Annotated in this window: 23 protein-coding genes; 18 read left to right on the plus strand and 5 right to left on the minus strand. The window is 35.1% G+C overall.

Features of this window, described 5'->3' with window-relative positions; all coding sequences use genetic code 11:
* Nucleotide 1: 1 nt before the first annotated feature.
* Nucleotides 2–1609, minus strand: a complete 1608-nt coding sequence (locus EZL74_RS10680; RefSeq protein WP_131476603.1) for a class I SAM-dependent methyltransferase — start codon at nt 1607–1609, stop codon at nt 2–4.
* A gap of 105 nt (nt 1610–1714) precedes the next feature.
* On the opposite strand from EZL74_RS10680, the gene EZL74_RS10685 reads away from it, so the two are divergent.
* The 4 genes from EZL74_RS10685 to EZL74_RS10700 are packed head-to-tail and all read left to right on the plus strand — an operon-like array spanning nt 1715 to nt 4319.
* Nucleotides 1715–2809, plus strand: a complete 1095-nt coding sequence (locus EZL74_RS10685; RefSeq protein ID WP_131476604.1) for a GyrI-like domain-containing protein — start codon at nt 1715–1717, stop codon at nt 2807–2809.
* Nucleotides 2810–2868: 59 nt separating this feature from the next.
* Nucleotides 2869–3411 carry an RNA polymerase sigma factor gene (locus tag EZL74_RS10690; RefSeq protein ID WP_131476605.1) on the plus strand — a complete coding sequence of 181 codons (543 nt, stop codon included), beginning with the start codon at nt 2869–2871 and terminating at the stop codon, nt 3409–3411.
* A gap of 30 nt (nt 3412–3441) precedes the next feature.
* Nucleotides 3442–3855, plus strand: coding sequence for a hypothetical protein (locus EZL74_RS10695; RefSeq protein ID WP_131476606.1), 414 nt, complete (start codon nt 3442–3444; stop codon nt 3853–3855).
* Between the two features lie 5 nt (nt 3856–3860).
* Nucleotides 3861–4319 carry a sensor of ECF-type sigma factor gene (locus tag EZL74_RS10700; protein ID WP_131476607.1) on the plus strand — a complete coding sequence of 153 codons (459 nt, stop codon included), beginning with the start codon at nt 3861–3863 and terminating at the stop codon, nt 4317–4319.
* 23 nt (nt 4320–4342) lie between these two features.
* Here the strand turns inward: EZL74_RS10700 and EZL74_RS10705 are convergent, their stop codons facing one another.
* A complete protein-coding gene (locus tag EZL74_RS10705) occupies nt 4343–5287 on the minus strand; it encodes a sialidase family protein (protein ID WP_240034590.1) in 945 nt (314 codons plus the stop codon).
* A 231-nt stretch (nt 5288–5518) separates the two neighbouring features.
* On the opposite strand from EZL74_RS10705, the gene EZL74_RS10710 reads away from it, so the two are divergent.
* The 5 genes from EZL74_RS10710 (at nt 5519) to EZL74_RS10730 (ending at nt 13620) form a co-directional block, all read left to right on the plus strand.
* Nucleotides 5519–6733, plus strand: coding sequence for a hypothetical protein (locus tag EZL74_RS10710; protein ID WP_131476609.1), 1215 nt, complete (start codon nt 5519–5521; stop codon nt 6731–6733).
* Nucleotides 6734–6879: 146 nt separating this feature from the next.
* A complete protein-coding gene (locus EZL74_RS10715; protein WP_131476610.1) occupies nt 6880–8853 on the plus strand; it encodes a KUP/HAK/KT family potassium transporter in 1974 nt (657 codons plus the stop codon).
* A 112-nt stretch (nt 8854–8965) separates the two neighbouring features.
* The gene (locus tag EZL74_RS10720; RefSeq protein ID WP_131476611.1) at nt 8966–10186 is read left to right on the plus strand and encodes an RsmB/NOP family class I SAM-dependent RNA methyltransferase; all 1221 of its coding nucleotides are present in this window, start codon (nt 8966–8968) and stop codon (nt 10184–10186) included.
* A gap of 7 nt (nt 10187–10193) precedes the next feature.
* Nucleotides 10194–11321, plus strand: a complete 1128-nt coding sequence (locus EZL74_RS10725) for an endonuclease (RefSeq protein ID WP_131476612.1) — start codon at nt 10194–10196, stop codon at nt 11319–11321.
* 175 nt (nt 11322–11496) lie between these two features.
* Nucleotides 11497–13620, plus strand: a complete 2124-nt coding sequence (locus EZL74_RS10730) for a DUF349 domain-containing protein (RefSeq protein ID WP_131476613.1) — start codon at nt 11497–11499, stop codon at nt 13618–13620.
* Between the two features lie 29 nt (nt 13621–13649).
* On the opposite strand, the gene EZL74_RS10735 is transcribed toward EZL74_RS10730, so the two are convergent.
* Together EZL74_RS10735 and pyrR are read right to left on the minus strand one after the other, a co-directional pair.
* On the minus strand, nt 13650–14579 hold the full coding sequence (locus tag EZL74_RS10735) for an aspartate carbamoyltransferase catalytic subunit (RefSeq protein WP_131476614.1): 930 nt from the start codon (nt 14577–14579) through the stop codon (nt 13650–13652).
* A 51-nt stretch (nt 14580–14630) separates the two neighbouring features.
* Nucleotides 14631–15161 carry a bifunctional pyr operon transcriptional regulator/uracil phosphoribosyltransferase PyrR gene (gene pyrR, locus EZL74_RS10740; protein ID WP_131476615.1) on the minus strand — a complete coding sequence of 177 codons (531 nt, stop codon included), beginning with the start codon at nt 15159–15161 and terminating at the stop codon, nt 14631–14633.
* A 293-nt stretch (nt 15162–15454) separates the two neighbouring features.
* On the opposite strand from pyrR, the gene EZL74_RS10745 reads away from it, so the two are divergent.
* From EZL74_RS10745 to EZL74_RS10790, 9 genes are all read left to right on the plus strand, one after another.
* A complete protein-coding gene (locus tag EZL74_RS10745; RefSeq protein WP_131476616.1) occupies nt 15455–15766 on the plus strand; it encodes a hypothetical protein in 312 nt (103 codons plus the stop codon).
* Between the two features lie 219 nt (nt 15767–15985).
* The gene (locus EZL74_RS10750; RefSeq protein WP_131476617.1) at nt 15986–16387 is read left to right on the plus strand and encodes a helix-turn-helix domain-containing protein; all 402 of its coding nucleotides are present in this window, start codon (nt 15986–15988) and stop codon (nt 16385–16387) included.
* Nucleotides 16388–16542: 155 nt separating this feature from the next.
* Complete coding sequence (locus EZL74_RS10755; protein ID WP_131476618.1) at nt 16543–17136, plus strand: hypothetical protein; 594 nt, start codon at nt 16543–16545, stop codon at nt 17134–17136.
* Complete coding sequence (locus EZL74_RS13200) at nt 17114–17287, plus strand: hypothetical protein (RefSeq protein ID WP_193553760.1); 174 nt, start codon at nt 17114–17116, stop codon at nt 17285–17287. Before EZL74_RS10755 ends, EZL74_RS13200 begins: the two co-directional genes overlap by 23 nt.
* Nucleotides 17288–17746: a hypothetical protein gene (locus EZL74_RS10765; protein WP_131476620.1), complete on the plus strand. Its 459-nt coding sequence runs from the start codon at nt 17288–17290 to the stop codon at nt 17744–17746.
* A gap of 174 nt (nt 17747–17920) precedes the next feature.
* Nucleotides 17921–18571 (plus strand): hypothetical protein, encoded by a 651-nt coding sequence (locus EZL74_RS10770; RefSeq protein ID WP_131476621.1) that lies wholly within the window; start codon nt 17921–17923, stop codon nt 18569–18571.
* Nucleotides 18558–19286, plus strand: a complete 729-nt coding sequence (locus EZL74_RS10775) for a DUF4145 domain-containing protein (protein WP_131476622.1) — start codon at nt 18558–18560, stop codon at nt 19284–19286. The genes EZL74_RS10770 and EZL74_RS10775 overlap by 14 nt, the downstream gene beginning before the upstream one ends.
* 1337 nt (nt 19287–20623) lie before the next feature.
* Nucleotides 20624–21118, plus strand: a complete 495-nt coding sequence (locus EZL74_RS10785; protein ID WP_131476624.1) for a hypothetical protein — start codon at nt 20624–20626, stop codon at nt 21116–21118.
* Between the two features lie 729 nt (nt 21119–21847).
* The gene (locus tag EZL74_RS10790; RefSeq protein WP_131476625.1) at nt 21848–22318 is read left to right on the plus strand and encodes a hypothetical protein; all 471 of its coding nucleotides are present in this window, start codon (nt 21848–21850) and stop codon (nt 22316–22318) included.
* A gap of 56 nt (nt 22319–22374) precedes the next feature.
* On the opposite strand, the gene EZL74_RS10795 is transcribed toward EZL74_RS10790, so the two are convergent.
* On the minus strand, nt 22375–22629 hold a 255-nt coding region (locus EZL74_RS10795), incomplete at its 5' end, for a transposase (protein WP_154669983.1).

Here is a 22629-nt window from a genome sequence, read left to right on the forward strand (position 1 = left end):
ATTATTTTCCTTTTAAAAGATTGACACTAACCGTTGCTAATTCGGAATTAGGAAATTTGGCAAATACTTTTTCATCCGAAAACAAACCGGCTTCGGCAGCGATTTTATGCAATACTTCTATTTCAACAATGTATTGATCCGAAAAACCATGAGTGGCATCGTAAGCAGTTGCGGCAGTTTTTCCCAAGTTTGAAGCAGTCAATTCAGGAGCTATGGTGTGCAGTTCGATTAAAAGCAAACCGAATTTTTCAACAAAAGGGGACCATTTTTTAAGGTGCTCCAACAAGTTATCCTCTACTTCCGAATTGGAAATTCGTTTACCTCTGTGAGCAAAAGCTCCGGTAGAGGAACTGATTCTGCCCTTCGTTATTGTACTTGGGTTTTCCCAAATGCGGTTGTGATCTAAAAAGGTTCTGACGTTTAACAATTCTCTCAGTTCTATGTTATAATCTTCTTTGAGAGTTTCAGCCAGTAGTTGAGGCCTTCCGATATCACCCCAAATAACTTTGGCCCAAATATCGGCTTTGATTAAATTGGCACGAGTAACCTTTAATGCGGCTTCATTATAATCAACTCCTACCAAGAAAAGCGGATGTTCGTCTAACATTTTACCGCGATTGGTCTGGCGTTCAATCACATCAAACATGTGTTCTAAAAAGGCTCCGTTACCACATCCCATATCTAAAACGCCTTTGGGTTGTTCGGCAATTGGGCGGTTGAACAATTCAATGATGATTTGATCCACTATTTTAAAATATTCAGCATGAGCTCCTCCACTACCCCAAACGTTCATTTCTCTGTCTACGTGCAATTCGGTTTCATGCTCGCCAATATTTCTGAGTATGGAAGGATTTCCGAACAGCAATTCATCCATTTTTCTTAAGGTTGGAATATAAGAAACTGTAACTCCGTATGCTGTGGCTCTTTTGGCATAAAACAAGCCTTCTTCGGTAAACTGATAATGCTCGTTCTTTTTGGTAAACCATTTCAAATGCGTTAAAAAATCTAAAATTTCTTTGAAACAATCCGGATTTTTGTGAAACTCTTCCGGACGAAAAGAAGTTTCCATAAAATACTTATGAAACATTCCGGTCATTCCCAGCATAACAATGGTTGGTCCAACCAAATTACCTTCGATATGATACAAAACCTGCTGTTGTATCATTCGTGTATTTTCATCATTTGAAAAAACAATAGTATAATTGTCTTTGAACTTTCGGAAGAAATGATTCAACATTTCAAACGGTTCGATTTCAAACTTTCGAGGATGAAAGTGCTCTGAAAACTGCATCAAATTGACCACATCTTCGTATATCGGAACCAACGAAAACGCTATGAGGCTTTGAGCATTGGTGGCAAAGATAATCTCATCTGTTAACGGATTAATTTTATGAACTAACCAGCCTTGAGAAGCCAAAACCCGCAATGCCACGTTCAGATAACCTTCATTGGCATTAAATTTTTCTGTTAATGCAGACAATGATACTGCTTGTTCTTCTAAAATATAATCCAAAACTCCTTTTTTATACAATGAATAGGCTGTTGGAGCTGTTACAATTCCGTCTAAATGTCTGAATAAAATGCCTCGAAGTTCGGTGGTGGTTCTCATGCAATTGAATTTGGTTACAAACAAATATAAACAATCTGTAAATATCAAAGCTAATCTATTTTCCTATCATTAAATTCATAACTTTGTGTCACAAAAAAGAGATTTATGAGAATTTTGAAATACATATTCCTGCTGATTGTCTTAGCATTTATAGGCGTAACGGTTTATGTTGCTACCCAAAACGGAAATTTTGAAATAACCAAAAGTAGTATCGTAAAAGCTCGTAAATCTTCTGTTTTTGATTATGTTAATGATTATAAAAACTGGGAATCTTTTGGTTCTTATATGACCAAAGAAAACAATATTCAGTTTGATTATCCTGCAAAAACAGTGGGTTCAGGTGCCAGTTTTTCATGGACAAACGGGTCAGATAACGGGACTGTAAAAACTGTTTTTGTGAAGGAAAACGACAGTCTTTCGCAGAAAGTAAGTTGCAACGGCAGCTCTGCCAATATCTCATGGACTTTCAAAGACACTGTTGGCGGAACCAAAGTAACGCTTTACGGCAAAGGAAAGCTTGATATTTTTACCAAAATCACCACTTTTTTTAAAGGAGGCATATCAAATTTACTGACTGATACATTTGAAAAAAGTTTGCGTAATCTCGACAAAACACTTGATTACGAGATGAAAACCTATTCCATCAAAGTGAATGGAATTGTGCAGCGTAACTCGGGATTTTGTTTGCAACAGAAAATATCCTGTAAAATAAAGAGTTTACCCAAAAACATTAAGATTGTGATGTCGGGGATGGTTCATTTTTTCAAGAAGAATAAGTTGGTGATGGCCGGCAAACCATACATCCAATACGACCGTTATGATGCAGCTAATGATTTTGTTACTTTTTCAGTCTGTATCCCAACAAGAGAGCAAATATTCGTAACCCCGGAGAGCGATGTGAGTTCAGCAGAAATTATTCCTTTTACTTGTCTTAAAACCACATTAGTAGGTGATTATTCACATACTCAGGAAGCATGGTCTAAGGCAAAAAAATACATAAAAGATAATGGCCTAACCGAGAACCTCGCCGGAAAATATACCGAAGTTTATGTAAAAACGATAGATGACATAAAACAACCATCAAAGTGGATAACCGAAATATATATCCCCGTTTTTCCAAAAGCTGAATCGGCAATCCCGGCAACTATACCCGTTACACCGGTAGTAAAAAGTACTGAGCCAACCACAGAAACCCCATAATTTAAAAGAAGAGATTAAACCTTTTCAGTTATATTTATTCCAACGCTTAAATTTTTACTTTGCAGGAAGAAAAGGATTTTATCAAAGATTTATTAAATCCGAAAACGCAGAACCAAGCGTTTCAAAAGCTCTTGCACGATTATCAACGGCCGTTGTATTATCACATCCGGTCTATAGTTTTGAATCATGATGATGCTGACGATGTTTTGCAGAATACTTTCGTAAAAGTATTTCAATACCTGAAAGATTTCAAAGGTGACAGTAAGCTTTTTTCCTGGATGTATCGCATAGCAACCAATGAGTCCATAACATTCATCAATCAAAAAGCCAAACGTAACGGGACTACCAGTGAAGCTTTACAAAGCAAAATAGTTGATAATTTAAAGGCGGATGTTTTTTTTGACGGAAATGAAATTCAGCTTAAACTGCAAAAAGCTATTGCTTTATTGCCCGAAAAGCAACAACTCGTTTTTAAAATGAGATACTATCAGGAAATAAAGTACGAAGATATGTCTGAAATTTTGGGGACTTCGGTTGGAGCGTTGAAAGCCTCTTATCACCATGCTGCAAAAAAGATTGAAGATTATATGAAAAATAATTAAACCTTTTTATCAAAGATTTGTCAAAGAGCCATGAACGATTTTAATTTAAATACTAACCCTAAGATAACAACAGGATTCAAGGTCCCTGATGGCTATTTCGATTCATTTTCAACTAAAGTTTTAGAACAGTTACCCAAACAAGAATCGAAGTTCGTAGGTGTTTTCAGTTTCAGAAAAACATGGTATTATGCAGCGGCTGCAGTCGTTGTTTTAGGACTGTCGATTTCTTTATATCATCAATATACTTTAAAACAGGACTTGGCCGATGTAACAGTCTTAGAAGATTATTTAGCCAATAATGCTTCGATTACAGAAGACGAAATTCTCAACTCATTGGATAAAGAAGATTTGGAAAAAATGAAAATCGATTTCAAACTTCAAGACAAAGACATTGAGGAAGTCTTAGAGAATAATTCAAATTTAGAACAATACATTTTAGATTAAATATTATGAAAATCAATAAAATACTAGCTTTACTTACAGTTTTAATTTCTATAAATGCCGTAGCGCAGAATGGTCGTCTTCGGGAAAAAAGAGAACAGATAAAAGCTCTTAAAGTAGCTTTTATTACTGATGAATTAGCTTTAACTCCTGACGAAGCAGCAAAGTTCTGGCCTCTTTTCAATGCTTTTGAAGACAAACAACAAGAAATTAAAAAACAGAAACTCAAAGCCTACATCAACCGCATGGATGATGACTCTTTTTATAAATTAACCGAAAAAGATGCCTCTGCGATGCTCAATCAAATGGAAGCCATGGAAGATGATTTATACCAGGCCAAGAAGAAGTTCATCAACAGTTTGAAAGGAGTTATTTCGCCAATAAAAATTTTGAAACTTAAAAAAGCAGAAGAAAACTTCAATCGAAAATTACTGCAACAATACCGTGACAAAAAACTAGGACGATAATTGAAAGAGAGCTGTAAGCTCTCTTATTTTTTGAATATAATTCGGATAATTTTATTCTTACCGGCTACAAAAGCAGTGTGTTCATCAACAAAGCGAATCGTAAACAAGTTTTTGTCCTGAATCAATTGTTGCCAAGAGTTACCTCCGTCTGTTGAATAATGCAACCCGCTTGCTCCCACCGAAACTATTTTATTTCCTTTGGATTTAGGCACAAATTGTATACACGAAGCATATCCGAATTCCTTGTTATCAGCAACCAATTTCCAGGATTTTCCACCATCGTGGGTCATTGCTTTATTCTGGAAATTTTGCTCAGGTTGTTCATAATTTCCACCGGCAATTATTCCTGTTTTTTCATTGTAGAAATCGGTTGTAAAAATCCCTGTCATGGTTTGTCCCTGAACTATTGGCGTATCTGTAACACTCCAAGTCTGACCTTTGTCTTCCGAATAAAAAATTCTCGACTTCATACCTCCGGAAACAATCCATGTCTTAGTTCCTTTTATACAAATGTTTGTGTTACTGGCGGCGAAAGCTGCTTCACCATCTGCTACTTTAGGCAAATTGGCACATGTTATTTTTTTCCATGAAGAACCTCCGTCACGAGTAATTATAACCGACAAGCATTCATCGGTTGGATCTCCAACAGTGATACCTTCTGATTCATTCCAAAACTGCATGCTGTCGTAAAAAACTTTTTCATGGTTTTCGGTATATACTTTAGCGATGTTCATGTTAGATTTATCAACTTTAAAAACAAAAGCCGGGTTGCCAATATTGGCCATAAAAATTGATTTTGAATTTTGAGCAATACTCCTGAATTCCAATTTCAGTGAATCACTCTCAACTAACTTTTCGCACAGTTCTCCCGTTTTAAAATTATAATATCCCAATTGATTAGTATTGCCGGCATACCATAACTTATCTCCATCTACAAGTATCGCTCTGATGCTGATATTTTTGTTCAAAACTGTATCAATTGTAACCCAATAATCAGTTTGTGAACTCCCATTGTTGGGAATGAGCAAGAAAAAAAGCAGTAAACTTAAAAAGTTATTTTTCATTGTGAAGGCTTGAAATATAAGCGAATATACAAATTTAGACCTAGTTAAGATTTAGTTAAAAAGATTTCGAAAAAATCCTATGGCACAGTAATTGGTTGTTCGGTTACAAAACTATTCAAATAAAAAACTTAAATTATGAAAACTACAATTTTATCTTTTTCGATATTGTCATTATTGAGTATTACCAGCGTTTTTGCTCAAGACAGAACTACGGTAACTGCAAACAGTTCCGAAATTAGTGATAACTTAGATTTGAGAGCGGTTGCTTCAATATTTGGAGATTCAGAAAATTTAGCTGATTTTGAAAGAAGACTAAATGATCCGAAAATGCAAATTTCAAACCTTGACCTAAACGAAGACAATCAAGTAGACTATTTGCGTGTGATTGAAACTGTTGAAGGAAATGCTCATATCATTGTAATTCAATCTGTACTGGGTCGAGATACCTACCAAGACGTGGCTACTGTTGAAGTTCAAAAAGACAGAAACAACAAAGTTCAGATTCAGGTTGTGGGCGATGTGTATATGTATGGAGCTAATTATATTTATGAGCCGGTATATGTTTCTACCCCGGTAATTTATGCTTCCTTCTGGGTTGGCAATTATCGCCCTTATTATTCTTCTTGGTATTGGGGTTACTATCCAGCCTATTATTATGCCTGGTCTCCTTACCCTATCTTCAGATACCGAAGCCATATAGGTGTTTGCATAAACCATCACCATTACTACAATTATGTAAATTACAGAAGATGTGAAGTAGCCTACAATTCTTATCGAGGAAGACGAGGAAATGCATATGAAACCCGTTATCCTAATCGTTCATTCGAACACCGAAACACCAGTTATGCCAACCGATATGAATTGGATAAAACCAGAAATATTAGAACTGTTGGTACCCGAAATGAGATGGTTATGAATTCGGGAAGAGAAACAAGGAATTATGATTCACCAAGAAATTTGGAACAAAGAGGAAATACTACCAGAGGCAATAGTTCTGTCAGCGAATCTCCGAGAACCAATTCAGACCCAAGAAGTAACTCGCCTCGTGTATTAGAATCAAACAGAAACAACAGTCAAGTTACAGAATCACCCAGAACAGTTATGACGCAACAATCATCTCCAAGAGTTTATTCAAATGAAAGAAATGTAACACCTGATGTTTCAACACCTAGAGGAAACAACAGAAGTTTTGAATCGCCAAGAAATAATGGTTCACAAATGGGTAATAACAGAAATTATTCTCCGCAAAGTAATGCATCGAACAGAGAGTTTTCAAGTCAGAGAGGAAATTCAGGCTTTGGAAATCAGGGAGTCACCAGAGGAAATAACGGAGGAAACCGCAGAGGTTAAGCTAAGAAAAATACTGAGCCATATTCATTATAAAAAACACCACAAATTGTGGTGTTTTTTTTCATCTTTGCATTTCTAAAGATAAAAAAGGTAAAAAAAAATTATTTAAAAAAAACAGTACATTTGTACCCCTTTAATATTCATTTATGAGTGCTCATAATCATCAGCTTCACAGCAAACTTACCATAGGCGGATTACTTGTTACATTAGGAATTATTTATGGTGACATTGGGACTTCCCCACTTTACGTAATGAAAGCCATAATTGGACTGAACCATGTCATCAATCCGGATATCATTCTTGGTGGATTATCCTGTATTTTTTGGACACTGACCTTACAAACCACCCTAAAATATGTGCTTATCACTTTAAGCGCTGATAATCATGGTGAAGGAGGTATTTTTGCTTTGTATGCTCTGGTCAAAAGAACAAAAATAAAATGGCTTATTGCTCCTGCAATCATAGGAGGAAGTGCACTCTTAGCTGATGGAATCATTACACCTCCTATTTCCGTTTCTTCGGCTATAGAAGGAATAAAAACATTTTATCCATCTTTGAATACGGTGCCTATTGTCATAGCTATTTTAGTTATGCTGTTTACCATACAACAATTCGGAACCAAATTAGTTGGAAAGTTTTTTGCTCCTATGATGTTGATTTGGTTCAGTATGCTAGGCATATTGGGAATCATTCAAATTGGAGGCAATCTTTCTGTATTCAAAGCAATTAATCCTTACTATGCCTACGAACTACTGCGTATTCATCCCGACGGTTTTTATGTTTTAGGGTTTGTTTTCTTGTGTACCACGGGAGCTGAGGCATTGTATTCAGACATGGGGCATTGTGGAAGAAAAAATATCCGTATCAGTTGGATTTTTGTAAAAACCACACTGGTTTTAAACTATTTCGGACAAGGTGCCTATTTAATTAAACATCAAGGTGATACTTTGTTCAATTTGGGCGGAAAGAATGCAAATCCATTCTACTTAATTATGGAAAATTGGTTCCAACCTATCGGTATCGTAATTGCCACTAGCGCTGCAGTAATTGCATCTCAAGCCTTAATCAGTGGTTCGTTTACGCTGATAAATGAAGCTATGAGACTGAATTTCTGGCCAAAAGTAAAAATCAAATACCCAACCGATTTGAAAGGTCAGTTGTATATTCCTTCTATCAACTGGTTACTTTTATTAGGCTGTATCGGTATTGTGTTACACTTCGAAGAATCCGGAAATATGGAAGCCGCTTATGGACTGGCAATTGTATTGTGTATGATTATGACCACCATTTTGCTGAATTATTATTTAATAATGAAACGCGTCTCTTGGTACATCATCGGGGCAATAATTACCTTATACTTGGCTATAGAGTTTAGTTTTCTCATTGCTAATTTAGATAAATTTCCGCACGGTGGTTATGTGACTTTGTTCATTGCCTGTATCTTAATCGGTATTATGACTGTGTGGTATATGGCTAAAAAGATCAGCAAGAACTACACTAAAATGGTCAAAATTGATAATTATAAAAAGGTATTGGCTGAATTGAGTTTGGATCTTTCCATACCAAAATATGCCACTCACTTAGTATACATGACCAATTCGAATCGCGTGGATGAAATAGAAGAAAAAGTAATGTACTCTATTCTTCAAAAAAGACCAAAACGAGCCGATATATATTGGTTAATTCACGTAAACATTCTAAGCGAACCTTACCGTAAAGAATTCAAGGTAAATGAAATTATTAAAGATGACTTGTACAGAATTGATTTTTACCTGGGATTCCGCGAACCCACCAAAATCAATTTAATGTTCAAAGAAGTAATCAAAGACATGGTAAAAAATGGTGAGGTTGACATTACCAGTCGTTATGAATCTTTGAATAAAAATAATATTATTGGTGATTTCAAATTTGTATTATCTGAGAAATTTTTATCCAACGACAGCGATTTGAATTTCTTTGAAAAAATTGTGATGTACTCCTATTTCTTCATGAAAAAATTCAGTTTGTCCGAAGAAAAAGGATTTGGTTTAGACAGTAGTTCTGTTAAAATAGAACAGTTCCCATTGGTGATTCATGCCCCTGAAATCATAGACATGAAGCGCATCTACTCAAAATATTAACCATCAACTTCATACAAAGTATTCTTTACTGCCTTTTTTAAGAAGGTTTTAAAGAATACTTCTTTTTTATCTGCAAAATTGCAATATCTTTGCGGGCTGATTTTTTTACACCATGCGATTACATCGAAATTTAGTTTACACCACCATCGACTCTTTAAATGCCATCTTCAACGAGGGTGAATATGCAGACAAAGTAGTAGCCCGAGCCTTAAAGAAAGATAAACGCTGGGGAAGTTCTGACCGCAAATTCGTAGCCGAAACCATTTATGAAATTGTTCGCTGGAAAAGATTGTATATGGAAATTGCCGGTGTTAAGGAACCTTTTGATCGCGATCAATTATGGCGAATATTTGCTGTTTGGGCAGTCTTAAGAGGCTATCCGATTCCGGATTGGAGACAGTTAGAAGGAACCCCGGAACGCAAAATCAAGGGCCGATTTGATGAATTATCCAAAATCAGAAAGTATCGTGAATCTATTCCCGATTGGATGGATGAATTGGGGGTAAAAGAATTAGGAGAAGACGTTTGGACCAAAGAAATTGCCGCTCAAAATAGACAGGCACAAGTTATTCTCCGTGTCAATACACTAAAAACCACCAAAGAAAAGCTACGCGCTATTTTGATGGATTTAAATATTGAAACTGAATTTTTGAAAGACCAACCCGATGCTTTGGTTTTAAAAGAAAGAGCTAATGTTTTTCTTACTGACGCTTTCAAGGAAGGTTTATTTGAGGTTCAGGATGCCTCCTCACAATTAGTAGCTGCTTTCTTAGATGTCCAACCGGGCATGAGAGTTGTTGATACTTGTGCCGGAGCAGGAGGAAAAACACTACACATGGCTTCGTTAATGCAAAATAAAGGGCAACTAATCGCCATGGATTTGTACGAAAGCAAGCTCAAACAATTAAAACTGAGAGCCAAAAGAAACGGGGCTTTCAACATTGAGTACCGCATCATCGACTCTACTAAAGTCATCAAAAAGCTTCACGAAAAAGCAGACAGAGTCTTGATTGATGCGCCATGCAGCGGTTTGGGTGTTTTGAAAAGAAACCCCGATACCAAGTGGAAATTGCAACCGGAATTCATTGATAATATCCGTAAAGTACAAGCTGAAGTTTTAGAGAATTATTCTAAAATAGTTAAACCGGGCGGCAAGTTGGTTTATGCTACTTGTTCGGTGTTACCCTCTGAAAATCAGGAACAAATAAAACATTTTTTAACTACCGAGACCGGTAAAAAATTTACCTTTGTAAAAGATTCTAAAATTCTTGCCCAAGAAAGTGGATTTGATGGTTTTTACATGGCATTATTAGAACGCAAAAAAGAATTATAAAAAGAAAATGAAAAAAAGCTTAACCTTATTATTACTCAGTGTAACGCTACTTAGTTTTGCACAACAAGAGTCTAAAAACACTAACGCCACCGCTTCAATACCCAATGGTTATTACAACGGCGCCACAGGAACCGGCTATGTACTAAAAACGCAGTTATTCAATATTATTAAAAATCATTTTGACCAAGGGTACAACGGGTTGTATACTACCTATCAAACTTCTGATGTAAGAAGCAATGGAACTGTTTGGGATATGTATTCTGATTGTCCTTTTATCTTTGGTACAGTGGCCAACGGCGGTAATCAGGATAACGGCACAAACCCCAGCGGAGAATGTGCTTTGTTTAACAGAGAACACACCATACCACAGAGTTACTTCGGAAATGGTGTTCAGCCAATGTATTCTGATGCTCATTTTGTACTGCCTGCAGATAAAGTTGTTAATGCAAAAAGAGATGATTACCCATACGGTGTTGTACAAAATCCGACTTGGACCTCTACCAACGGTTCTAAATTAGGACCTAATTTAAACTCAGGATATTCTGCCGGTTATTCTTCTACTGTTTTCGAACCTGTAGATCAATATAAAGGTGATATTGCCCGTTTATTATTTTACTTTGTAACGCGATATGAAGATCAACTGACTACTTTCTATTCTTCTTCATCCACAGTAAAAGCAATGTTTGACGGAACCAGCAATCATAGTTTTTCAAATACTTTCCTTAATATTCTATTGACTTGGAATAATCAAGATCCGGTGAGTGCTAAAGAAATTGCAAGAAATAATGCCATTTATGCCCGACAAAACAACAGAAACCCGTTTATTGACCATCCGGAATATGTATGTCAGATTTGGGGAGCTGCTTGTGCCGCTTTAAATAATCAAAACTTCAGTTTGACTAATTCTGTAAAAGTATATCCAAATCCTACAAATAACGGAACTGTAACCATAAGCTGTGAAACCACAGTTGACAGCATTGAATTGATTACCATCAACGGACAAATAATTCAGCAAATTAAAAACCCTGAATTCCAAGACAATACCTTTACGATAACTAACCTGCCTAATGGGTTTTATTTCTTGAAATTATCAGGAAATGGCGAATCATTAACTAAAAAAGTTTTGGTAAACTAGTAATATCCTATCTTTAAAAGTATAAAGAAACGCTGTTGAGATTCAACAGCGTTTTTTGTTTTTAATCGAAAACAACGCTTTAAAAGAAGAGAAAACTGTGAAATCCTTTGAATTTTAAGTACTACTTTACTATCTTTCGCCTTCAAATTGTGTAACCCTCAATACATTTCATAAAATGTTAGAAGAAAAGAATGATAACCTGCAAAATGCAGATGGAAACGTAATCAGTGAATCACAGGAAGTGACTGCGACTGAAAATCAAGAAATTGCTAATGAAGAATTAGCAGAAAATGCACCTCTGCAAGAAGCAGAACAACCGGTAAACTCAGAGGAAGAAGCTCCCGCTCTGACCAAAGTTCTTACCGAAGATGAGATTGAATTAGCAGCGGAAAAAGAAGCGCTGGTTGAAGAAACTGTCGAAATTCCGGTAAATGAAGCCGCCGAAGAAGAAACAACAGAAGATGACGAAGCAGTTTCTCTTCCTGTTGAGAACGAAAATCAAGCCGCTATTTCGGCTATTAATGAAGTAAACGCTGAAGAAAGCGAAGATGAGTCACTCAAAGACCGTCATGACATTCCGATGTTGGATTACGAAGCCTTGTCAATGGAGCAATTGGTTGATGAACTCTCTAAGCTGGTGATGGTTGAAAAAGTAATGTCGGTAAAAGACCATGTCGAAGAATTGAAAAAAGCTTTCTTATCAAAATACCATCATTTTATTGACGAGAAAAAAGAAGAGTTTCATGCCGAAAATCCTGACACTACAGAAGATTTCCATTATCACTTTCCGTTGAAAGTAAAATTTGATCAATTATATACGCAATACAGAGAAAAGAAAAATAGCCATTTCCAAAGTCTGCAAAATAACCTGAAAGCCAATTTGGAAAACCGTTTGGCTATAGTGGAAGAGTTGAAAAACCTGGTTCACAGTCAGGAAAGCATTCCTGTGACATTAAAGAAATTCAATGACATCAGAGATCGTTGGAAAGTAGCTGGCCCAATTCCTAAAGACCGCTACAATCACGTTTGGAACAATTACCATTTTCACTTAGAAAATTTTTATGATATTCTTCATTTAGATCGCGAAATCCGCGATTTGGATTTCAAACACAATTTGGTACAAAAGCTAAAAATCATTGAGCGTGTAGAAGAATTGCTGAAAGAAGAAGATATCAACAAAGCATTCCGCGAATTACAGGATTTACACCGCATTTGGAAAGAAGAAATAGGACCAGTTTCCAGAGAACACCGTGAGGAAATTTGGAACAGATTCAGTGAATTAACCAAGCAAATGCACGATAAACGCGAAGGATTATATGAAAAACTACGCGAGGTGGAAAATGCCAATTTAGAAAAGAAAAAAGAAATAATTGCTCAAATACAAGCCCTAGGAGATGAAAAAGTAAGCTCACATTCGGCTTGGCAGGCACAAATTGAAAAGGTTGAAGCCTTGCGCAATGAGTTCTTCTCAACCGGGAAAGTACCATCGGAAGTCAATGAAGATACTTGGACTGCCTTTAAAAATGCCGTTAGAAATTTCAATATTTCAAAGAATTCATTCTATAAAGAAATTAAGAAAGATCAAAACGACAACCTAAGTAAAAAGCAAGCCTTAGTTGCCAGAGCCATTGAATTGAAAGACAGTACCGATTTTGCTGCCACTACTCCACTCCTGAAACAAATTCAGGAAGAGTGGAAAACAATCGGACATGTTCCCAGAAAGGTTTCAGACAAACTTTGGACAGAATTCAGAGCCGCTTGCAACGAGTATTTTGAAAGGCTGAAAGAGCAAAAATCTGAAGTTAATGAAGAGGAAGTTGCCGCTTTTGAAAACAAAAAGGCTTACCTAGAAACCATGAGATCATTTGAACTCACGGGAGAACATCGTGCCGATTTAGATGCCATCAAAGCTCATATCGAAACCTGGAAAAGCTTTGGTAAGGTACCATTTGCCCGCAGACATATCGAGGGAAAATTCAACAAAATTCTGGATGCCTTATTTGAAAAATTAAGTGCCAGTAAAAAAGACAACGAAATGGCCCGTTACGCTAATAAGCTTGATCATTTAGCTCATTCAGACACCCGAAAACTGGATAATGAAAAAGTATTCATCATGCGCAAAATTGATGAAGTACAGAGTGAAATCTTTCAATTGGAAAATAACATTCAATTCTTTGCCAATGCCAAAGCGGATAATCCGATGGTGAAAGATGTCATGAAAAACATCGAAATCAAAAAAGAAGAATTAGCCATCTTAAAAGATAAGCTGAAACAACTCAGAAATTTGAAAAGAGAATAACTAAAAAGCCCCGATATTTTGGGGCTTTTTTATTGCTGTATTTTAGAAGCTAAAAGATAAATCACTGCCATGCGAACGGCTACCCCGTTTTCTACTTGGTCTAAGATGACTGATTGCTGTGAATCGGCCACATCAGAAGTAATTTCGACACCCCTGTTTATTGGTCCAGGATGCATAATGACAATTTCTTTGTTTAACGAGTCTAACAGATTTTTGTCTACTCCGTACTGTTGGGCATATTCCCTCGTAGAAGGAAAATAATTCACATCCATACGTTCGTTTTGCACTCTTAACATATTTGCTACATCACACCATTCCAGTGCTTTGCGTAAATTTGTTTCAACCGTTACACCAAGACTTTCAACATGCTTCGGAATCAATGTTTTGGGACCGCAAACCTTAACTTCGGCACCTTGCATTTGCAAAGCGTAGATATTTGACAAAGCTACTCTCGAGTGCAAAATATCACCTACAATAACCACTTTTTTTCCTTCTACTGTTCCCAGCCTTTCTCTGATGGAAAAACTGTCTAACAGTCCTTGAGTCGGATGTTCATGGGCTCCGTCACCGGCATTGATGATGCTGGCTTTTACGTTTTGGGAGAGAAAATAAGCGGCTCCCGGGTGAGCATGTCGCATGACCACCATATCTACTTTCATAGAAAGGATATTATTTACCGTATCAATAAGTGTTTCTCCTTTTTTGACTGAGGATTGCGCGGCAGAAAAACTGATTACATCTGCTGAGAGTCTTTTTTGAGCCAACTCGAAGGAGAGCTTCGTTCGTGTACTGTTTTCAAAAAATATATTGGCAATAGTAATGTCGCGCAGCGAGGGTACTTTTTTTATCGGGCGGTTGATTACTTCTTTGAAATGATCAGCGGTTTCAAAAATCAAGTCGATGTCTTGCTTTTGCAGGTACTTAATCCCTAGTAAATGGTTGACTGACAGTTCGGACATTTGTTGTTGTGTTGTAAGTTGTGTGTTATTAATTAAACCCTGACTGAAATCCTATATTAAGTATACGGCATCTTCTCCTTCCTTCTCTCTCCAGCATACTTTTACCTTTTCATCGTTGATGACGTCTACCTGTCTGCCTCTGTAATCGGGTTGTATCGGAAGATGTCGGCTGAATCTTCTGTCTATTAATACTAAAAGTTCAATTTCGGAAGGTCTTCCAAAAGACTGAATGGCTGTTAACGCAGCACGAATACTTCTACCGGTAAACAAGACATCATCAATAAAAACCACTTTTTTATCTTCCACTAAAAAGTCGATGTGCGTTTTATTGGCTTCGAGCGTTTCGCCTCTGCGAAAATCATCGCGGAAGAATGTGATATCTAAAAAGCCCAGAGGAATATTTTTGAGGTTATAGTCGTTTTCTAACAATGCTTTTAATCGTTGTGCCAAATAAACCCCGCGGGGCTGAATACCTATAAGCACAGAATTGGAAAAATCAAGGTGATTTTCGATTAACTGACAAGCCAAACGATGGAGTATGATATTGACTTCTTTTGAAGTGAGCAATACTTTTTGACTCATGGTAGTGTTGTTTGGGTTGTAAAAGTAGCGTTTTTTATTACGTGAGTCAAATTTGTTTGCAGTGGTCCTTGGTATTTGACTTTACGGTAAGGAAAAACACTTCAGAAATCATCTGATTCAAAACCCTGAACTGAATTTGTTGCAAACTGTCACCATTGATGCTTTATCTATGCCGTTGATATGCTTTATCCATGCCTTTGCTATACAGGACCAGACAAGTTGATATTTCTTTATTTTTTATGAGATTAATGATTGAAAGAAAAATTGTATATTTGAAATACTAAGCACTATTTATGGCAACGATAGAAATTCAAAAGGATTATATGATAAGTTTGGAGGCATTGAATGCTGAAATTAAGGTTTTGAATGACGCCAAGGTTAAAATTATATTTGAGGCTTTGGGACTCAGAATTGATACTGCTGATTTTGAGTTGTTAAAAACCTGGAACCTTATAGAGTTGAGCGTACCGGACAGAACGATGGCTGTGCAATTGAACAAGCTCTCAGCTTATGTGCCTAACCTCAAGTTTGTAGTAGACGACAGTAAACCCCTATTTACATTAACACAAGGTTTGAAACAGCGAAGAGTTTGGAAAGAAAGATGATAGCTTTTGAGAATTAGGAATTGTGTATAATTCGTGAATTACACACTCTATTTTTTGTTTTTTGAGATAAAATATTTTTAAGCCGCTATAAAAAAGCTATTTTTGTAAGAACGATGGTTTCCTTAGGCTGAGAAGCACTTGAGGTTGCCGGCGGTAAATTACCAAGTACCGTAGTGAGATACTAAAGCTGATTGATAACCTAAATGCCTATTTTTACGCATGAAAACAATGACCCAACCCAAACACTTAGGCCGAAACATAAGCCGGATCAGAGAATTGAGAGATATGAAGCAAGAGGCTTTGGCCATGGCTATAGGTGTAAGCCAACAGACTATTTCTACTATTGAAAACAGTGAGACTGTTGATGAGGAAAAATTGATTCAAATTGCGGAAGCTTTGGGTGTGAGTGCTGAGGCCATTAAAAACTTTACTGAAGAATCATTGATAACATATTTTAACACATTTCAAAACGACAGCAAGGGAACTTTCAATAACCATTGCACCTTTAACCCATTAGATAAGTTAATGGAAGCGCATGAGGAGAACAAACAATTGTATGAGCGATTGTTACAGGCTGAAAAGGATAAAGTGGCTTATTTAGAAAAGTTACTGAATAAGTAATATCATGAACTTTACTAGAAAAGCTTGTCAAATGACAGGCTTTTTTGTTAGGTTGAGTTTTGGTAAGATTTTATACTCTTTTTTGTATATTGCAGTATTATTTTTTAAAAAAGTTACATAAACCTGAATATATTTACAAGTTATAGGCTACTCTAATGACGACAACTAAACTACATAAATTCGGTTTGACAGAGTTACTTGTTATTGCTCAAGTGACAATTGTGTTGTTATGGTTTTGGCGACTTTCATATCAGACACCAATAGACATTTTTTCTGTTATACCTTTTCAAATATTTGGCTGGCTGACGAGTTTAGGTTTAATAATTTATGCTGCGACAACATTAAAAACATTACAGACCAAAACTCAAAAAGTCACACGACTTCTTTTGACAATTGCTTCATTCATATTTTTTTACTCAGTGGACAAACTAGCTGACCGATATCCAGACCAGTATAGATTTGTTGTTACAAACAAAACAGGATTGACAATTGACAAATTAGTTCTTTGCCATCACGACCAGCAGCAAGTGGTTGACAATTTTACAACAGACACGAAAACAAAACTCAAATTAAATTATTGGGAAGCAGAAAGCTTTTATTTCGTAACACGTTGTGCAGACAAAGCGGACACAGTATATCTGCCAATAGGTGGGACAAATAGTATTGGTTATATTTACAAAGTTGACATAGTAATTAAAGACAATAAAATAACAGCAGACATTGACAATGGAGAGAAGAGCAGCCTATAACACGGGTTTGGCAAAAGTGGCGGTTCAGTGCTCCGCAGACACATTTGTGGTCAATCAAAGTTTGGTTCTCCGCATCAACATTTGTGGTGAAAATCGCCACCTTCGCCAAGCCCGAAAACGTTACCTGCAAGTTTTAAACACGATTGTGTAAATGAGAATTTTAATTTTAACACTAATATTACTTTTGATAACAGCGTGCTCCTTTAAAGAGAAATTTGTTGCGAAAGATGCCAGTATAATAGCGTCATTATATATGAAATATAATATTTATGATTTAAATCTTGATTCTATTGAAAGCAGCAAACTAATTATTAATAACAAAAGATTTAATACTGAAAATAGTTTATTGGCTCATTATAGAATTAATACTAGTGACTGGGAAGTTTTAAAAACAGAAATTAGAAATGACGAAATTGAATCTATTACAAGAATTGGAAATGATTTTCTATTTATAACTGAAAGTTTTAATGGAAGTTTTATGGGTTACTGGAAAACAGATAAAAACCCTAAAATTAGAACTAACTTAGATGCTATTTCTTTTGGAAATTATGTAATCACTTCTTCAAAGAAAATGGAAAATGGAATTTTCGAAGTAAACGGAAGTTGGTGATACAAAACCTGCAGGTAACAGCGGTTTTACGCTATTGCGAGTTTTGTGGTAAATTCACGCTTTATTTTCGTAATAATATTTACCTTAGCCGATAGTACGCTGCTTCTTACTTCGCAACAGACGTAAAGCCGCGAAACGTTGGCAGTAATTTTAAAAACAGATAAACAATAAAATATGAGACATTTAGATGACGATTACGAAATAGAAGCAATTGACAAATGTTCAAGAGCATTATCAAGACTTGACGATAAGACAAAAATTAGAGTAATTAGATATTTGCTTGACAAATATGGATTAATAGCTCAATCAGAGAATCAACCAAAGGAAGTTGTAAGCCAAAATATCCAATATCAACAAAACAATCTTGTATTAGCCGAGCCAAAAGACTTAGATAAATTACCTAATGGTGCAAATACCTTTTTAGCATCTGGTAGTTTTATTGCAATAAAAGACGTGCTAATTAGAAATCTAGCTAAGACAGAACCTGAGTTACTAGTAATAATTGGATACTACAATTCTAATTACGGTAAATCCACTTTCACAAGACAATCTATTCTTGACTCATACCGTGAAAACAATGTAATGACAGATTTAAGAAGAAAAAATCTGACACAAAATCTTACAAGCCTTATTAAGAAGAATGTTTTTAATACTATAACTGAAGACGAATTATCCATTACCCCTGATGGGTGCGAAATGGCGAATAATATTTTAACTGGCAACACAACAACTAAAAAGCGTAAGCCAAGAACAAAAAAGGTTAGAACAACCAAGACAGATTCAAACACTACAATAGACGCTGAAGAAATCGATGAACAATCTTAATAAGATAGTACAACACTTAATTGAAAGCAAAGCTGCAAAAATTCAATTTGCTACGGCTTTTGTCTGGTATAACTACATTATCAATGAATCAGAAATTAGTCTTAAAGATATTAATGAGTATTTCACAAAATGTTCACTACCAAAATATAATCAAACATTCTTAAAAAGAGACCTTAGAGCATCAAAGAATGTCACTAAGGGTACCAAAACTGACACATACGTGCCAGTTAGAAAATACATTGATTCAATGAATGATTTGTATTCATTTGCAATTAAAATCAATGAAGAAATTCAAACAGACGATTCAATTATTCCCGATATTTTAACTAAGTCAACACGTGGCTACATAGAAAACTTAGCTAAGCAAATAAATGCTTCTTACAATTATCACATTTATGACGGCTGTGCAATTCTAATGAGACGACTTTTAGAGATTCTGTTAATTCATTCCTATGAATCTCATCAAATAGAAAATTTAATTACTGAAAATGATGGCTATAAAAATCTCAGTTATATAATTAACTACACTTGCAGCAACAAACCGTTCACACTTTCAAAAGATGCAATTGAGACTTTAGACAGCTTTAGAATTATCGGAAATTTTTCAGCACATAGAATACAGTATAACGCAAAAAGGAAAGACATTGAAAATATTAAATTGCATTACAGAATGGCAATTGAAGAGTTGTTATATGCCTCAAAGATTAAAAGATAAAAAAACTACTGCCAACAGCGTGTTGCCGCAATTGGCGGTGAAGTGCAATATTGAAGCTGAGTGCTACTATCAAACTTTTGTGCTGGGTGACAGTGAAGTGCTCCGAAATCGCCAACTGCGGCAACACGCAAACCGTTATACACAACAATATTTCCCGAAATTTGCTTTGAAAGTTTGCCGAAAAAAATGCTTCTCCTACTCGATTTTTTATCGAGTTTTTTATTTGGAATCGTTTGGGCTTTATGGAAAATTCTCTGCTTGCCAGATTTCGGTTTGCCCGAGTTCCAAAGTTTGCGTCGAATTGGATTGCGGAGTTTGATTACTTTAATAATTGCTGTGTATAACAGCGGTTTTACGCCATTGCGAGTTTTGTGGTAAATTCACGTTTTGTTTCCGTAATAATATTTATCTTAGCCGATAGTACGCTGCTTCGCTCCTCGCAACAGACGTAAAGCCGCGAAACGTTGTGCGTCAGTTTACCGCGAGATGAAAACCAAAAGTTGCCAAAATATTATGAAAATAAGCACTGAAATAAAATATTTTACAAAACGACAAAACTTAATATTCTTGTCTTTTTCTTTGCTTCTTATATGGGCTTGGATGTTTATTTCAGCCGAAATTGACACTAAAAATGACCGAGGATTGTTAACCGTTTCCGGTTTATCATTAATAACAAGTTTCATATTAATACTATTCTTCTCAAATAATAAATTAGTTGAATTTTTCATTACAGCATTTTATTTATTGATTTCAAGCTTGTTTATTTTCGTAATTTCATTAACACTAAGTTCCTATATTTCGTTTGTTACTAAATTGGACTGGACAGGATATGTTTTTCCCATTATTGCAAATGGGCTTTTAATTTTTTTCATCCTTAGACGATTATTTTCTTTCCCTAATAATTTGAAAGCATTTTGGGTTATCCTATCATTACCAATAATGTCAATATTCACAATATACTTAATACCATTTTATGACGGTATATTTGCTCATAAATACGGAGTTGGATTTCCAATTTCAATCTATTTGAGTTTTGTTTTTATATCAATTTCTATATTATGCAAGGAAGTCAACCCGAAAAAAACAGAGTGAAAATAAATTTTAAAAAAACCGAACGCACAACAGGCGTTTGGCGAGATTGCGAATTATGCGGTAAAATTCACGTTTTCATTTCGCAATAAATTTTTAATTTAACCGAAAATAAACGGTTCCGAGGCTCGCAACCTCGCCAAGCGCCGGAACGTTACCAGCAATATCACATGAAACCGCATAAAAAGACTTTACTAAAAATACATCTAGCATTAGTCATTCTTCTAGTTATTAACTTCTTGTGTCAAATGAATTTTGACATTAGTCTTAATAGAAAGTTATCCTTTGGCTTAAAAATCATATTTTATGTTACCGGAATATTGTTGTTTTTTAAAACCATAAAACCTTTTCAAAAAATTTCTATTTATTTTTCCCTATACTTAGTTTCTCCAATATTGATTTTTATTGGATGGATTATAGACGGAATCTTTGGGGCAATATTAGGATCAATTTTTCTATTCATTTTTGCTCCAAATGAAAGTTTACAGAAGGTTGAAAATATAACAATATACAGAAAGTTTGGTGGTTTACTCGGCAGATGTTGTGACTATGAGTTTACTAAAAAAGAATTACTAATTTTTGAGCGAAAGGTCGCTGAATTGAATTTTGAAAATGTGGACTTTGACAAAGTGCCAATGAAGATAGAAAACGATACTTTAAATTTGAATTTTGTACTCAAAGAATATGATGAAAATGGAAATGTATTTGCAAAAGATTCTATTATAAAGTTGAACGTAAAATAGATACTGCTGGTAACAGCGGTTTTGCGCAATTGCTGGTTTTTATTTTTATGTGTTCACGAAAAACTTTTATCTTTAACAGAAAATAATCAGTTCGCTGGCATCGCAACTGTCGCAAAGCCGCGAAACGTTACCAGCAATATTAGAAAAAATGCTACTAAAAAGAACTTTTGAAAATTTATTGTACACAATTCCGGTAATAATAATTTCGAATATTATCTATATTATATACACATCACAATTTTCTGGAGGATTAGCTGGAATGGCTCCTTTTGTAATGATTCTTAATAGTATGATTAGCTTTGTAATTTGTTTGATTGTTTATTTTGTCATTAATCTTAAATATAAACTAAATCAGCCGAAAAGCATACTAATTTTCATTTTGATTTCATTTTTGACACTAATAATCTACTTTACAGCTAATCCTTTTAATTATGGAAGTGAAAAAATATATCGTGATTTAGATTTATGGCTTTATATTTCTATATTAATTCCATCGTTTTTAATCATAATAGTTAAAAGAATGTTTAGTAAAGATGATTACTGAAGAATAGTAGCTGAAGAATGAAATCGTAATTGAAAAAAAATACTGCTGGTAACAGCGGTTTCGCGCAATTGTTGGTTTTTGTTTTTACGTGTTCACGAAAAACGTTTATCTTTAACAGAAAATAATTCGTTCGCTGGCTTCACAACTGTCGCGAAGCCGCGGAACGTTAGACACAATTTATTAGTATGCTTTCAACAGAAAAAATTTATTATAACAGACCATCATTAATATTATTTGCTTTAATAACCCTCATATTTTTTATAATATATACCTTTTTTATTTTTTTAAGTATTCCAACGGCTATAATAGCCGTACTATTCATTATCCTTTTTTTAAAAAAGATAAATTATGTTATTTACATTGATAATTATTTACATATTTTATCAAATTTTTTCATTCCTAAAAAAATTGAGTTTTCACAATTTGTAAAAATAAGCTGCGAAAATGTTGGTTTGGGAAGAAGTAAAGATGTCTTGATTTATGTTCATTATAATGATGCTGGCAAAATTAAAAAATCTATTCTTCTCAATTTCAGAATATTAGGAAAAGAGAGGGTTTTGAAATTCATTAATAAAATTGACCTAGAGAAAATCAATGTTGAGAGTTTTAGAATTATAGATATAGATTATAAAAATGGTAAATTTATTGCTGTTTAAAATAAACTGTGTCTAACAAAGAACTGTGCTTGCAACCAAATAAAAAATGATATTTTTTAAATAAATTTAGGCATAGGGCTTCTGTACTCTTTATTGTATTCGACTCCTGATTTTGCGATGGCAAAAGCCTGTCTTAACAGCTTATTACAAACAGCTATTAATGCCAGTTTTTTACTCTTCCCTTTTGCTGTAATTCTTTCATAAATCTCTCTACAGGCTTTATTGCATTTACAGGCTGTAAAGCTGCACATAAAGAGAAGATTTCTAAGTTTAGCATTTCCTATCTTACTTATTCTGGTTCTGCCCTTTAT

The organism is Flavobacterium silvisoli (genome assembly GCF_004329815.1).
GTDB classification, from domain to species: Bacteria; Bacteroidota; Bacteroidia; order Flavobacteriales; family Flavobacteriaceae; genus Flavobacterium; species Flavobacterium silvisoli.